Annotated in this window: 19 protein-coding genes; 15 read left to right on the forward strand and 4 right to left on the reverse strand. The window is 36.2% G+C overall.

What is annotated here, in order from left to right:
• From ASE74_RS04520 to ASE74_RS04535, 4 genes are read left to right on the forward strand one after another with little or no spacing between them, the layout of a single operon-like run.
• Complete coding sequence (locus tag ASE74_RS04520; protein WP_055904814.1) at nt 1-747, forward strand: PoNe immunity protein domain-containing protein; 747 nt, start codon at nt 1-3, stop codon at nt 745-747.
• Nucleotides 748-752: 5 nt separating this feature from the next.
• The gene (locus tag ASE74_RS04525) at nt 753-1,196 is read left to right on the forward strand and encodes a hypothetical protein (protein WP_055904816.1); all 444 of its coding nucleotides are present in this window, start codon (nt 753-755) and stop codon (nt 1,194-1,196) included.
• Nucleotides 1,193-1,660, forward strand: coding sequence for a hypothetical protein (locus ASE74_RS04530; RefSeq protein WP_055904819.1), 468 nt, complete (start codon nt 1,193-1,195; stop codon nt 1,658-1,660). The genes ASE74_RS04525 and ASE74_RS04530 overlap by 4 nt, the downstream gene beginning before the upstream one ends.
• Nucleotides 1,661-1,670: 10 nt before the next feature.
• The gene (locus ASE74_RS04535; RefSeq protein ID WP_055904822.1) at nt 1,671-2,012 is read left to right on the forward strand and encodes a hypothetical protein; all 342 of its coding nucleotides are present in this window, start codon (nt 1,671-1,673) and stop codon (nt 2,010-2,012) included.
• Between the two features lie 510 nt (nt 2,013-2,522).
• Here the strand turns inward: ASE74_RS04535 and ASE74_RS04540 are convergent.
• Nucleotides 2,523-2,852, reverse strand: coding sequence for a hypothetical protein (locus ASE74_RS04540; RefSeq protein WP_157255344.1), 330 nt, complete (start codon nt 2,850-2,852; stop codon nt 2,523-2,525).
• 353 nt (nt 2,853-3,205) lie between these two features.
• Between ASE74_RS04540 and ASE74_RS04545 the strand changes: the two genes are divergently transcribed.
• The 3 genes from ASE74_RS04545 to ASE74_RS04555 all read left to right on the forward strand — a co-directional run bounded on the left by ASE74_RS04545 (nt 3,206) and on the right by ASE74_RS04555 (nt 5,871).
• A complete protein-coding gene (locus ASE74_RS04545) occupies nt 3,206-3,976 on the forward strand; it encodes a DUF4142 domain-containing protein (RefSeq protein WP_162235789.1) in 771 nt (256 codons plus the stop codon).
• 200 nt (nt 3,977-4,176) lie between these two features.
• On the forward strand, nt 4,177-5,067 hold the full coding sequence (locus ASE74_RS04550) for a helix-turn-helix transcriptional regulator (protein WP_055904832.1): 891 nt from the start codon (nt 4,177-4,179) through the stop codon (nt 5,065-5,067).
• Between the two features lie 66 nt (nt 5,068-5,133).
• Complete coding sequence (locus ASE74_RS04555) at nt 5,134-5,871, forward strand: SDR family oxidoreductase (RefSeq protein ID WP_055904835.1); 738 nt, start codon at nt 5,134-5,136, stop codon at nt 5,869-5,871.
• Between the two features lie 201 nt (nt 5,872-6,072).
• Here ASE74_RS04555 and ASE74_RS04560 read toward each other — a convergent pair whose 3' ends face one another.
• Complete coding sequence (locus ASE74_RS04560) at nt 6,073-7,014, reverse strand: alpha/beta fold hydrolase (RefSeq protein WP_082458646.1); 942 nt, start codon at nt 7,012-7,014, stop codon at nt 6,073-6,075.
• 139 nt (nt 7,015-7,153) lie between these two features.
• Nucleotides 7,154-8,026, reverse strand: coding sequence for an AraC family transcriptional regulator (locus ASE74_RS04565; protein ID WP_055904840.1), 873 nt, complete (start codon nt 8,024-8,026; stop codon nt 7,154-7,156).
• Between the two features lie 267 nt (nt 8,027-8,293).
• On the opposite strand from ASE74_RS04565, the gene ASE74_RS04570 reads away from it, so the two are divergent.
• The 8 genes from ASE74_RS04570 (at nt 8,294) to ASE74_RS04605 (ending at nt 12,552) form a co-directional block, all read left to right on the forward strand.
• The gene (locus ASE74_RS04570; protein ID WP_157255345.1) at nt 8,294-8,512 is read left to right on the forward strand and encodes a hypothetical protein; all 219 of its coding nucleotides are present in this window, start codon (nt 8,294-8,296) and stop codon (nt 8,510-8,512) included.
• A gap of 354 nt (nt 8,513-8,866) precedes the next feature.
• Nucleotides 8,867-9,223, forward strand: a complete 357-nt coding sequence (locus ASE74_RS04575) for a PleD family two-component system response regulator (RefSeq protein WP_055904846.1) — start codon at nt 8,867-8,869, stop codon at nt 9,221-9,223.
• A 248-nt stretch (nt 9,224-9,471) separates the two neighbouring features.
• Nucleotides 9,472-9,726 carry a hypothetical protein gene (locus ASE74_RS04580; protein WP_055904848.1) on the forward strand — a complete coding sequence of 85 codons (255 nt, stop codon included), beginning with the start codon at nt 9,472-9,474 and terminating at the stop codon, nt 9,724-9,726.
• 231 nt (nt 9,727-9,957) lie between these two features.
• Nucleotides 9,958-10,284 carry a hypothetical protein gene (locus ASE74_RS04585; protein WP_055904851.1) on the forward strand — a complete coding sequence of 109 codons (327 nt, stop codon included), beginning with the start codon at nt 9,958-9,960 and terminating at the stop codon, nt 10,282-10,284.
• A gap of 103 nt (nt 10,285-10,387) precedes the next feature.
• On the forward strand, nt 10,388-10,750 hold the full coding sequence (locus tag ASE74_RS04590; protein ID WP_055904854.1) for a response regulator transcription factor: 363 nt from the start codon (nt 10,388-10,390) through the stop codon (nt 10,748-10,750).
• 425 nt (nt 10,751-11,175) lie between these two features.
• The gene (locus ASE74_RS04595; protein ID WP_055904857.1) at nt 11,176-11,616 is read left to right on the forward strand and encodes an Hsp20/alpha crystallin family protein; all 441 of its coding nucleotides are present in this window, start codon (nt 11,176-11,178) and stop codon (nt 11,614-11,616) included.
• 82 nt (nt 11,617-11,698) lie between these two features.
• A complete protein-coding gene (locus tag ASE74_RS04600; RefSeq protein WP_055904862.1) occupies nt 11,699-12,007 on the forward strand; it encodes a hypothetical protein in 309 nt (102 codons plus the stop codon).
• Between the two features lie 35 nt (nt 12,008-12,042).
• A complete protein-coding gene (locus ASE74_RS04605) occupies nt 12,043-12,552 on the forward strand; it encodes a response regulator (protein ID WP_055904866.1) in 510 nt (169 codons plus the stop codon).
• 46 nt (nt 12,553-12,598) lie between these two features.
• Here ASE74_RS04605 and ASE74_RS04610 read toward each other — a convergent pair whose 3' ends face one another.
• Complete coding sequence (locus ASE74_RS04610) at nt 12,599-13,039, reverse strand: response regulator (RefSeq protein WP_082458647.1); 441 nt, start codon at nt 13,037-13,039, stop codon at nt 12,599-12,601.
• Between the last annotated feature and the right edge of the window lie 363 nt (nt 13,040-13,402).

A 13,402-nucleotide genomic window follows, 5' to 3' on the forward strand; every position in this document is an offset into this window, starting at 1 on the left:
ATGGAAAAAAGAGAATTATTGTTTACTCAGGAACATTTTTCAGAAGTTATAAGTTACTTTGCTAAAAATATCGATGAAACAATTCAAGATGTAAACGAGCATCCAGAAGAATATAAATTAAGTAATGTTTATTACAGTCTCTATCTAAACAGCCGCAAGTTATTAACAGCTAAATACTCCGCTGGCTATCCAATTATAGATCTAAAAGATAATGCAGAACAGGCTCTAAACTGGTTAATAAAAAATATAGAACACCCTGAACACGATAGATTTTATTTAGATGATTTGGAAGATTATCTAAATCTTTTACAACTGCTATCGTTTGGAGTTATATTTAATATTGATAAATCCATTACACTTAAACTTTTAAATCTATATAGTGTGAATAATAAAAAGGCCAAAGATTCCCTTATAGATAAGTTGGCATTACATTTACAACCACATCGAGAACAGAGCAACAAACTACAACACCCCAAAGCCTACCAATCACTTTTTGATGCTATTAATGCCACAAAAGAAGAGCAGGCAAAACACATGCACAAATTTTTAAAAGGCTGGTACAAAAGCATGCGCAAATGTGGTTGGCATGATGTACACCTTAGCGTCGGTAAAGATGTCTTTCCAGGCTATTGGTGCTGGGAGGCCGCCATGGTTACCCTACTATATAATATTGATGATAGCAGCTACCAAGATATGCCTTTTTACCCAAAAGATATGGTTGACTATGCAAGGCAACAAAAGTTATAAATTATATGTCTGATTTTAATAAAAAAGAACGTTTGGCTTATCTAAAAGAAAAAATAAGCAAACTAGATACAACACTTTCTCCTTTAATGGAAATGGCAGCATTCCTAGGGGTGAAATTCGATTTTAGTCTTGACAGCCTCGACTATTTGGAGCTGATCTTAATGAAAATTAGTCCAGATTTTAACCTGCCCGAACATAGTGGCCTATACGAAGATAGCTGGATTTACCTTGGTGAAACCTACAGGCGCGTACTAAAGGGCAAATGGAGCATTGCCGATGATGAAGATTATTACAAAGAGAGCCATGATGGTTTACCCATGGTTACCGATTTTGATCCTTATAATTCAGAGCTCTTTCCAATGATTATTATTGATGTTTTCATGGATCGAAAAACGCCTCAGTTAATGCGCCAACAAGTTGAACAATATTTAGGTATGACCAAGCCATGAGTTTAAAAAACTTGACCATAGAAGAATTAGAGGAAAAATTTGAAAATTTTATTTTCAACATTGACGATTATCTAGAGAGTTTTATAGATAAAGCAGAAGAACAGGGTTACAATCTAGATTATTCGACCAATAGCTTGAATGATTTAGAAAATTACTTGACAAAAAACAAAATTGATAAGGATAACGATGATGTTAATGATGCTGCCGCCTATTTTGGGGAAGTTGTAAGGAAAAACTATGGAGGAAATTGGATATGTAGCTTGGATATTGAAAATAATTCTCTTTATTACGGAAAACCTGTTATAGTCGGTCATACGCAACCAAAAGATTTGCAACTTTCTCCTTTTGATTCTGTATTAATCTTTGTTATAAGACCACGTAAAAATCATTTTCTCAAAGTTGTGAAAAATCATATTGACCCAGAAGAGCTAGATTTAGATGAATTTCCTACAGAAAACGGTTGATAGATAGAGCATGACAGTCGACGAAATCTATACAGCTATTGCCAAAGAAATCTTAAATGTGATTAATAACGAATGGGAAAAAGCTTGCCTGGAATTTGAATTTGTTGGGGAGGGAGTTGTAGGCTATACTGGTGATTATTTTAAAAATGATACTAGAAAAAATATTGAAGTTGAAAATATTGATGACAGTATTAGTGATTGGTTAAGTAAACTTCACGAAATAACTACAGAAGGTGGTAACAACAAATGGAACCGTTCCGTATTTACACTATTCTCAACAGGTAAATTCGCTATGGAATTTATTTGGGATCAGGAGTTAAACGATGAAATAGAGCGTTTAAGCAAGGAATAAGAATTAATTACCTGGGCCTTATGAACATAGCAAATAACCTCATAAATGAAATTATTCAAATCTCAAATTCCAATATCATATCAGATAATTGGGATAGCTTTACTATAAATATTTTCGCAATAAATAAAATGATATCCATTAAAGCATTAAGCTTATTGTAAGAAAAAAGGAAAAAATGCGCGTAGTAAAGCCGATTGGTTTAAAGGCAAAAATGGCAGGGGCGGTTATGAAAATACTTTAAAATGGCAAATGGAGCATTGCCGATGATGAAGATTATTATAAAGAGAGCCATAATGGTTTACCCATGGTTACCGATTTTGATCCTTATAATTCAGAACTCTTTCCAATGATTATTATTGATGTTTTCATGGACCAAAAAACGCCTCAGTTAATGCGTCAACAAGCTGAACAATATTTAGGTTTGACCAAGCCATGAGTTTAGAAAACTTAACAATTTCTATAGAATAAATTCCCTCCTCTCCATTTTGTAAGGCACTAATAATTAATAACTTATCTCCTCAGCGCAATTAAGCCGATGGCCAATAAAACAGGAAGAAGGAAATATTCAATCCCCTTATCAAAATTACAATTGATTACACTATAGTTGCCGTATGTACCCTGATATGTGAATATGCCCCGAATAATGCATGGTGTTCCAATTGTAGTGGGCGGAAGACACATTGCACTGGCATCGAAACTGGTACCATAAAAATTGTATGTACCATCAGGCAAGAGTGTTGTGTAAGCAATCCCAGTGCTGTTTCTCCGGCAGGCGGGCTGCGCTGAAATTTGCAAAATAAATAGAAATACCGATGCGATCGAGAGTAAGAGATGTTTCATTAATTGTTTGGTTTTACTGTATTGCGTATATGAACGTAGCAGTAAAACAGGCGGTTCTTATTCATTTTGTTCATCTAAATCTCCACTCCATAAGGAGAAATTTGCTATGAACACCAATCAAACACAACCCACTGGTAATGAAACGATAACATTAACATCATTTCTCTTTATTAATAAAGCTATCCTTTGAATTTAAATCCGCGCTTTTAAATTCGCTTATGGATAACATCGGGATCCTTATTACAGATAATTCAGGTAAGGCAGCGATATCCGAAACATCGAATTAGCATAAACTTTCATGAAATAAAAAGGTTTTTATTAAAGACAATAATAAATTCACTACAATGAAAATTATGAAATTATTTCTCGCTTCTGCCATTATATCGATCAGCCTTCCACTATTGGCGGTGGCGCAGGCACCAGTAAAAACGAAGGCAAATGCCAAAGACAAACAATTCGTTGAACAGGCCGCACTGAATAACTTTAAGGTTGTTGGTGCTGCCAATATGGCTAAAAGAGTAGCGAACGACGAAAAATTAAAAGCCTTTAGCGAAATGGAACTTTCAGAACACAATGAAGTGAACATTCAGCTGAACAATTTAGCTAAATCGAAAAATATTGAACTGCCAAAAACTTCCGATAGTAAAAATGGAAAAACATTAAGCGGTAAAAGTGCAGATCGAAAAACAGGAACTAAAACAAGTAGTTCAACATCAGCAGTACTTTCTGATCAAAATTCACAGGGTAAAGCTATTCCGAAAACCGGTGAGGGAGCCAATAACAGTGCGAATGGAAATGCCAGCGGTAGTATGATTTCTGGGTCAACATCAAATACAAATGGAGGTACGTCAGAAGAAATCAACATAGACGCAAGGAAAATACTAAATCAACAAAATATTAGTGACGCATTACACGAGCTTAGTAATTATGACGGACTGGCCTTCGATGGCGTTTATGTTCAAATGATGATCAGCGACCATGAAAATGCTGTTGCGCTTTTTGAAGCGGCCGAAAAATCAACAGATCCTCAAATTAAATCCTTTGCTTCCAAAAATCTATCCATCCTACGCCGCCATTTAAAAACAATAAAAGAAATCCGGATTCCTTCTAACGTCGGTCATTAAATTAATTAAAAAATCAGTTCAATACATTAATATGCTCAGCAGCAATTTGCTTTATATGTTTCCATAGTGTAATTATTTACGGTATTAAATAGGTTAAACCTGTGTTTACAAAGCACTTACGATCTTTTTAAAACAAAAAATTAAGGAACTTTAAAATTCAGAGTGTTGCATAAGGAACAAATTAATCATAGTTTTAACTGATGAACATTGCTGAACATACCCAACAACTTCCTATTTATTCCCTGGTTCCGGATCGGTTAACAGCGAACAAAAACTTCAGGGTATATAATTTTGAAGGTAACCTGCCGGATGAAGAAGATTTATTATTGCCTCACCGAAAAAATCATTATCTGATCGTTTTAATGAGGAAGGGAGAAACCCGGCAATGGATCGATATGACTCCTTTTACACTTAAAAGCAATACAATATACTTTTATATTCCTAACCGGATTATTGTTAAAGAAAGTACCGATGCGCTTTGGGCAACAGGCATAGCCTTTACTAAAGAATTTCTAAATATGCAGGGAGATGTTTCTATAAACAGACTTCCAATTATAGAATGCCCGCAAGGTGGCCATGAGCTGCTTCTGACGGATAATGATCTGCTTTTTATTGAAGATTTGCTTGAAAAAATAAATAAAGAATATATCAATCCGAATGATTGGCAACAGCGGATGCTATCGGCATGCCTTAACCTTTTACTCACCTATTTAAGTCGCCTGTATACCGAACAATACAAACCACAAGAAAATTCACCTGAAAAAACCCTGCTGCGCAGCTACCAGTCAAAAGTAAACGAGTCTTTTCGCGAGTTAAAAGAGGTTGGAGCGTACGCCAGCCAGTTAAATATTTCGGCAGGACATTTAAGTGAGGTGGTTAAAATGCAAAGCGGAAAACCAGCCATCAAACATATTCACGAGCGCGTAGTGCTTGAGGCAAGACGACTGCTTTTCCATACCAATGATTCCTTAAAAGAAATTGCATTTGATCTTGGCTTTTCTGATGCCTCATACTTTAACCGTTTCTTTAAACGCGAAACAGCATTAACCCCTGCAGAGTACCGGGCAAGAATCCGTAAAATGTACCATTAATACCGCTGTATGTATAACAAATTACAATGCCAGGTCGATTAGATTTGCAGTGTTAAATAAATAAATATGAAAACAGCATTAATAACAGGTGCAAACAAAAGTATAGGTTTTGAAACCGCCAAACAATTAATAAAAGAAGGCTATTATGTATATCTGGGCTGCCGCGATTTAGAAAAAGGCCAGCAAGCGGTTAAGCAATTGGAGTTGGAAGGACTGAATAATGTGGAACCCATTTTAATAGATGTGAACAACCCCGCCTCCATAAAAGCAGCGAAAGCGCTTTTAGAAAGTAAAATTTCTGTGCTTGATGTATTGATCAATAATGCGGGTATTGCAGGTGGTTTTCCTCAAAATGTATTGGAAACAGCTGTTGAAACTTACCGCGATGTTTTCGACACCAATGTATTTGGCGTGATTGAAGTAACACAAGCTTTTACCCCGATCCTTAAAAATTCAGAAGCACCAAGAATTGTAAATGTAACTTCAGGTTTGGGATCACTCACTTTGCATTCCGATCCATCATGGAAATATTATCCGGTTAAACCAGTTGCTTATCTGGCATCAAAGGCAGCACTTAATGGTTATACCATTGCATTGGCTTATGAACTTCGTGATACACCGTTCAAGGTAAATGCAGTTGATCCGGGATATACCGCTACAGATTTTAATCACCACAGTGGCCCCGGAACTGTTGAAGATGCCGCCTCGAGAGTTGTTAAAGCAGCTACATTGGATACAGACGGACCAACAGGCCAGTTTTATAGTGATGACAATTCGCCAGAAACAGGAATTAGTCCTTGGTAAATTTAATCGATTCCAGCCTATGCTGGGAGCAATTGTTTTCTTTAAATAACTTTTTCTGAAAATACGGGCTGCAGTTCTAATCAACTGGCAGCCCTTATTCGTGGGATTAAGACTACTCGAATCATTCTGCCCATTAAAAACCTGGTTTATTGAAAAGCTATAAACAGAATGCGCTTTAACAATAGGTAATTTGATTTTCAATTACTTAACGTCTATTTTTCCTATTGCATTAGCACTTTCAATCAACCACTTGGAAGCTTCTGACCAGGAATTGTTTTCTGGATACAAAGCTGAGGTAAGATAAGCCCAGCTCAAATATGCAACTGTTTCCACCCGATCAGGATTTTCATCAGTTGTTTCTGCGGCTTCATAACCCGAAATTCCGCCAAGGCCATGCTCTGCACCGAAAAGAGTAAGCAAGGCGTTCGCACCCGGGCTTAAATAATAGGCATCGGTAAACCATTCCCAACCGCGAACCGTTAGTGCCGATATATCCTTATTCCCTGCCATAACCAGCGAAGGGGTGGTCATCTCCGTGTAACTTGGATTCATAAAAGGAAAATGCTCGGCTGCGAAAGCACTTAAATCGGCTCCTCCTTTTCCTGCTGGCGTTAATAGCACACCAGCTTTAATCCGGTCATCAGACAAATCTTCACCTGGTTTTCCATCGGGTTGAATAATCCTTGCCCCCAATAGCATACCTGTGGTTTGTGCGCCAAAAGAATGGCCTACAGCAGCAATCCGGTTTCGATCTGTACGGCCTTTAAGTCCAGTAATGTACCCTTCAATTACATCAAGCTCATCAAGCATGTGTTTTACATCCTCAACCCGAAATTTCCATAACAAAGGTGTGCGCGGATCATCAGCCGGGATCGCATACCGTCTTGAATCGAGAAAAGTACACTGCACAACAACAAAACCATGTGCTGCCCAAAAGTTTACAAGCGGTGCATAGCTATCTAATGACTGGCCATAACCATGCGCAAATACAATAATCGGCAAATTATTTCCAGTAGAGGGAGCAGAAATACGTACCTGCAGTTCGTTACCACGATTATTAAAAGTAGCCATGTTTACCGGACTAACTGATATAACTGGTACGGGTACACCGAAAGGTGCTTTAAATTTTAATTTTTCCATCATTTTTGCAATAAATTATAAAAGAAATGCTTCGGCAAACCTTGCTGAATAAAATCTCATTTTATTACTTCAAAATTCTGGTTATTAGCGTCGTAAAGCTAAAGAGAATCAAACCAAAAAGTATGATATTCATACTTTTTATTTATCCCTTTCTAAAGGAATTTGGTATGCTGCCGGTAACCCTTTTAAAATAATTGTTAAAATAGGTAGGGTATTCAAAACCAAGCCCATACGCAATTTCAGCAATACTCCAGTTGGTATGCTGTAAAAGTGCCTTTGCTTCAGCTGCAATACGCTCTGCAATATGAACAGAAATGGGTTTACCTGTAACTTCCTTTACAGATCGGTTTAAATAATTTACATGTACTGCAAGGCTTTCGGCAAAGTGTTGTGCAGTACGCATCCGCAACGGATTTTCTATATTTTCAATTGGGAATTGTTTTTCAAGAAGCTCCATAAACAGGTGAGTCATCCTTGTAGCAGCATTTTTTTCCTGAAGCTTTTCCTGGGGTATAATTCGCAATGCTTCATGGATAACAAGGTCGATACAATTTTTGAACATTTCATCTCTATGGCTGTAATCACTACCATAAACAAGGAGCATCCGTTCATAAAGCCCGGAGATAAACGCCGCCTGCTCTTCATTAACAGGTACCACTGGCATCCCTTCAAAGCGGAATATAGCAGCATTAAGCAAACTGTCTGCACGTTCCCTTCCATCAATAAAACTTTCGGTAAAAAGACAGGCATAACCACTCTGGCCGGGCGAGAGGTGTTCAACAGAATACGGAATATGAGGGTTTCCAAAAAAAAGAAAAGTGCCGTTTACACGAATGGTTTGGTCCCCATAACAAATTTTCATGTCACCTTTACCCAACACAACTTTATAATAATCCCGTCGCCCGTATACTAAAGGAGGATATGCCTCACCGGCAATCCGATGAACTTTATACCCCCTGGTTTGCAATTCATTTTTTTTAAAACCGGCAACACTGCATTCCATTACTGACTTCATGCAACAAAGTTAATAAATTCAAACTTTTTTCTTAATCAAGTAAAAGAAGATAAAGAAGCGTTTATTAAGGAAAAAACTGCAGAATTGCTTAAATAAAAATTCCCATAGCAAGCAATACAGAATCTAATTTTTTAAAAGCATTTTGATTTTACCAAGCTTATCACCAAAACATACAGCAAGTTATTAACCAATTTACCTGAAGGTGTGGAATAAAAGATTTCCTGGCAACGCTTTTTATACATTATCTTTGCATTAATGAGTTTACCAATGCGAATCACCTTTGAAAACAGAGATTACACCTACAGTGTGCTCACTAAAAACATCAATAAAGATACTGTAGAATTTAAAATCAGTGTACAGGGAGAAGAACTCACCCTGGTTCGAAGCGTAAATAAGGAATGGGACTGCCCTGAACTAACCGTTGGCAACAACCACAACCTGCTTAAAGCAATAGGGAAAAGTATCGCCCTGAGGTATCGTCTTTAAAAATAGTTCAACTCTGGTTCAAATTCATTTCAGCTATTTCGCAAAATTATTTGTGCTCATTTTCGCATATATACCCTTTTTAAACAAGTAATTAACCTCACAGTTGGGGTTAACTACCAAATCTTCAATACAACTACTGGTTTTGCTTAGGATGAAGAAAACATTAAAAAGATGTTTTGTAATTTTCCAGAGATCAGAAACCAAATGCGGTAAACCAATAAACTAAAAACCGATATTTTACTAAAGGCTAATCAGTCTATAGTGGCATAAATATTCGCTTCGGAATAAGTTGTGGGCAAAATCGTTATTTGGATAATGTGAAACAACTATCTATCGATTGACGCAAAAAAACATATGGCAAAAATACTTGTACTTGATGACGACCAGAGCAATGCAGAAGTGATACAACTGGCCCTCGAAGACCAAGCTTTTATTGTTACCAGTATCTGCCACTCCGACCAGCTCGAGAAAACCATAACCGACTTTCAACCCGATTTACTGGTAATGGATATTTTATTGGATAAAGGCGACGGCAGAGAACTCTGCAATATAATTAAGAAAAATACCGGCACAGGCCATATCCGGATTTTATTGATTACTGCTATGTTAGAATCTCAGGCACTAAAAGTACCGAGCCTTGCAGACGATATTATTTTTAAACCTTTCGACTACAAAAACTTACATCAAAAAGTATGTCGATTAATTAGTTAATAAAAATCAATGGCAAAGCGGATGACCTGATGAAGCACAACCTTAAATAAATATTTAACAAACTTTCCAGAATTTGATATTGTTTTTTATAAGCTTGGTTTTTTCGATAAGGGTTGCTGTTCTATTGAATCTGCAGCCCTTACTCGATTTTAAAGAAAATTAACAGTAAACAACCGGGTTTTTCATCAACCAAACTTAAGTTGAATCAACCAGGAAGCAAAACTTAAATAATTCATTTACAGCATTATATGAAACTTAACACTTCACTCCTAAACATTATCAATAAAACATATCAACCAGATACCTTCTTGGAAATGAAATTTGGCCGTTATGATCTTGCCCTCAAAACTGACACAGATGGACGGGCAATTATGATCTTTCTTGGTAAAAAGGATGCTAACGGAAAAATCAGGGGCGATCGCTATGCCAGAAGATTAAAATTTGGAAGAAACAACGAATTAATTAAAGACCATTGGGAACATAAAGGCCCGGCGACACCATAAACAACATCTGTTTGTTTAAACACCCTTAATAAATTCAATTTGCAAACATTATAGCTGATTTATAGCCATTTATAACAAAAATAAAAAACCAAAATACAAAGCTCAATGTTTTATCAATATTGCTAAATAAAAACGGGTAAGATATTCCTAACGATCACAGATTATAACAATAAAATTGACACAAAAAAGCATCAACAGCAATTTCCTTATTTTTATTAAAAAACCATCAAAATGAATATTCCTGAAGAAAACCTGATTAAAATACCGCTTAAGGGTATTGCCAAAAAACTTAACCCCTCTGTTTTTCGAAACGGCGGTTCAGTTTGCGTACTTTATGGTACAGACCCTCAGCATGGTATTTTCGGCTGTGGAAATTCGGTTGAAGAAGCGTTGGATGATTGGGACACTAACCTGCGTAAAGCGGTAAGCAGTGATATTGATATTAAAAGGATAATTGCAAATATCGATCCGCCTGAAGACGTTAAAAATTTCTTGAATGAATACCAGTTACGTGCTAAAAATGATGACACTGCTTATCGGTTAAATAAAAATTATTAGCATACCTTATAGTACAACATTGAAATTGAAATTCTACTTTTTCGATAATTAAAACAATTTAATGGATTAAACACTTATAGTAGGTATAACATTAGGTTAGATTATGGCAAAGAAAATATATGTTCTCGAAGATGACCCGGATATCAGGAGTATTATTGAGATGATTCTTATTGATGAAGAATATGAAGTAATGAGTTTCTCCACAATTAATGAATTTATGCAAGATAAGCATGAACATGCAGATTTGTTTCTTTTAGACATCAGGCTGCCTGACGGGAATGGAATAAATGTTTGTGAAGCACTCAAGAAAGGTTTTAATACGAAAAAAGTTCCTGTTTTGATGATGAGTGCCCATTCTAGCCAAACCGAAGTAGAAAACTCTTGCAGTGCGCAGGGTTTTATTGCCAAACCTTTTGATATAAATTATTTGATAAACCAGGTAGGCTACAGCATTGCCCACAATTAAGAAATTTATCGAGGTGTATTCAATGTATTAATTGAATACACATAAATGATTTACCATTACGCTATTTTTGAATCCAAAATTCACATCCATCTTACCTTTTGCGAATAAGCGTATCGTTCCACCTAATATATCCTAATTTTTATCACTTTATTACAGCTGCACTGTGGCTTATGTTATATTTATGTGCGATAACCTTGGTAAAGGAATATTTAAATGCCAGCTGAAAATTTTTCAGCGCTAAACTGAAAATTTTTCAGAAAAAATGCTTTTTTTTCAGTTTTAATGAATTCAAAGCACCAAAACATCGATTAAAGTACCATTGGCACGCAGCTTGATCTAAGAATCCCAGAACCGCTTAAGGTTTTAGAGAAAATTAATTAATTTATAGTCCGTTTATTATTAAATTATTAAAAGGAGAATTCACTATGACATTGGTTAAATTCAATCCAGAAAAGAAAAACAGTACATTATTGCCAGGCTTTAATGACATTTTCGAATCCGTATTAGGCGACACATTTTTTTCAGACCGCCGCACCAACAACATTCCTGCTGTAAACATTTCAGAGTCTAATGAGGAGTATCATATCGAACTTGCAGCTCCTGGACTGAAAAAAGAGGATTTTAAGATTTCGCTTGAGCGTGACATGCTGACCATCTCGACAGAACAACGCATGGAGAACAACGTATCTGAGAAAACCTATAACAGACGGGAATTTAGCTATTCTGCTTTTACCAGGGCATTTACGCTTCCTGAAAGTGCGGATGTAGATAACATCCAGGCCACCTACAATGATGGCTTACTTAAGCTTACTCTGCCAAAAAAAGAGGAAGCAAAAGCAGTTTCCCGACAAATTTCGATTAGCTAATTAACTTTAAAAATGCCGCTTAAAGCGGCATTTTTAATTAAAGTTAAGTCTATTGAACATTGCAAACCTAAAACCTGAACAAATGGAATCAACATTAGAAATTACATTGGCACTTCATTTAAAGGGCACTGAAATTACGTATGGAAAATTTGCATTGGGAAACGACCGAAAAACCGCCATTGAAACGTTTAACCTTCTTAAAGGAGCAAAAGAGCACACGGGTGGCTGTATAATTCAGGTTGTGCTTGCCCAAACCATGGCAGATCTTCCTATCCCGCTGGATACAATATTTTGCAACATGGACCAGCTAAAGGAAAATGTAGGTATTATTTCGAGAGAAATTTTTCGCATTGCACAGCTCGAAGAAAAGACAATTAAACCATTGCAGTAGGAAAAATAAATGATTAAATTAGTAGTATAAACAGCATGTTTACAAGTTTAGATGGTTTTGAAAATTATAAATCTCCAACAAAGCAAAAACCAGGTATAATGGAAGCAAAAAAAATATTTATTGTTGAAGATGATTTGATGCTACTTGAAACTTTACAGGAAATTTTCGAGTTGCACGGCTATCAATGCCAGGGCTCCCCTGATCCTGAGAAAGCAATAGGACTTATTGCAAACTACCGCCCTGACCTTGTAATTTTGGATTATATGCTGCCTGAATGGAACGGAGGAGAACTTTGCGGTGCCATCCGCGCTTTAGATGGATTTGAATACGTTCCCATCATTATTACTTCAGCTTATACTCAAATTCTATTTTCATTAACCGACTATGGTTGCGATGCGATATTGGAAAAACCTTTTTCAATTCAGCAAATCACCCAGCTTGTTAGCGATCTGCTTTCAGAAAAACGAAGCGATAGTGGCTTACTTCCAAAAATCAAAACGGCAATAAAAAATGCTGTGCAGGGCTTTAAGGCTAAAAATATTTAATCAGTTTTTGAGCTAATGTTAAACAGATTGATGATTATTTTTGGAATTATAAATCAGAAATTTCCTCTTCACAGGCTTCCGATTTTGCAATATACTTACGTAAAATAGTGTAAAGCTCCTCAATATCAAATGGTTTGCGGATATAATCATCAAAACCATGTTTATCATAATCTAAATGGATATTTGAATTGCAACTTAAGGCAAGCACGGGTAGGCATGGATATTTTTCCTTGATAAGCGCACATATCTCCGCGGCTTTTTTTCCGTCGAGCCGATAATCCAACACCACAACATGTGGGCGGTAATCGGCTATCTTTTCCATAAAGTCAGGCTCAAGCCCTAACGATCCCATTACGGAAAATCCTCCCATCTCTAACGCGAGAATGAGTACGTCCATTATAGATTGTTCGGTTTCCTGTATAAGCACTTTGCCCATAGCGTATTCACAATTAGATCGCAAAGATATACAATTAGACCGATGTTCCATCCGTCAACGTAGATGTCGTATCTTAAAATCGGAATAATCAATTTACGTTAACGCGGTATTTTGCAAATAAAGGCGTTTAATACAGATAAAACCGAAGAATAAATATAAGATAGCGATACATCTTACCTTAAATGGAATTTTTCTAAATTATAATTCTTCTAAAAGTTAAAGCATTTCAAATTTGTGGATTTTAATTGAACCTTTATTAAATGGCTGATAATTTTTGTTCGGTGAAAAATCATCTTAAAACAACTTAAGTTTACAGATCAAAGTTATGCAGCTAATATCAGAATCAACACCCGAATAAACGAAATTGTTGAAGAAATCCTGCCGGAAAAATTAACAAATCAAAATGTTGATGAA

The sequence above is a fragment of the Pedobacter sp. Leaf216 genome (genome assembly GCF_001421515.1).
In the GTDB taxonomy this organism is placed as follows: Bacteria; Bacteroidota; Bacteroidia; order Sphingobacteriales; family Sphingobacteriaceae; genus Pedobacter.